The sequence below is a fragment of the Candidatus Clostridium eludens genome, from assembly GCF_045310515.1.
In the GTDB taxonomy this organism is placed as follows: Bacteria; Bacillota; Clostridia; order Clostridiales; family Clostridiaceae; genus Clostridium_B; species Clostridium_B eludens.
This window is the reverse complement of record NZ_JBJHZX010000151.1, coordinates 1-586: the sequence shown is the minus strand read 5'-3', so window position 1 is coordinate 586 and position 586 is coordinate 1. Positions and strand designations below refer to the sequence as shown.

The 586-nt window shown below is 27.6% G+C and carries 1 protein-coding gene; it reads left to right on the top strand.

Going from position 1 to position 586, the window contains the following annotated elements; translation table 11 throughout:
- On the top strand, positions 1-488 hold a 488-nt coding region (locus ACJDU8_RS25625), incomplete at its 5' end, for an MFS transporter (protein WP_406795014.1).
- Positions 489-586: the final 98 nt, after the last annotated feature.

Here is a 586-nt window from a genome sequence, read left to right as displayed (position 1 = left end):
TATTTGTTTTTATTACAATACCTTTTTATTTAGCAATGTTTATATTACCAATGAATAACTTATTATTGCCAAATGACAACAATCCTGCTTTAATTTTTTTTAGTTTATTGAAGCAAATAGCTGTAAATCCTTGGATGACTTCAATGTTTGTATTGTCTCTTTTGGCTTCAGCAGCTCAATCTGCCAATACACCAAATTGGCTTGCACTTATAACGGATGTAAATCTTCCTGAACATAGAGGAACGGCCTTTAGTGTAGCTAATTTGGCTGGGAGTTTAGGAAGAACTTTGGGCAATGTAGGTGTTGGTTTTTTACTTGCTATTGTTTCTGCATATAAAGGTGAACCTTATAACTATGTAATTACGTTAATAATATTTCAACTATTTCTTATTCCTTCAGCTTTATGTTATATAAAGATGGCTAAAAGTAATGATAGGGATATTAGAAAAATTAAATCGATTCTTTTTAAAAGATCAAAGTTAAATTGATTAAAATAAATAAACTAAATTTTATGTAATGTTTATTAGATTTATTATATAGATCTAACTAATGGAAAGGATGATATTATGACTAAAAATATACTTGT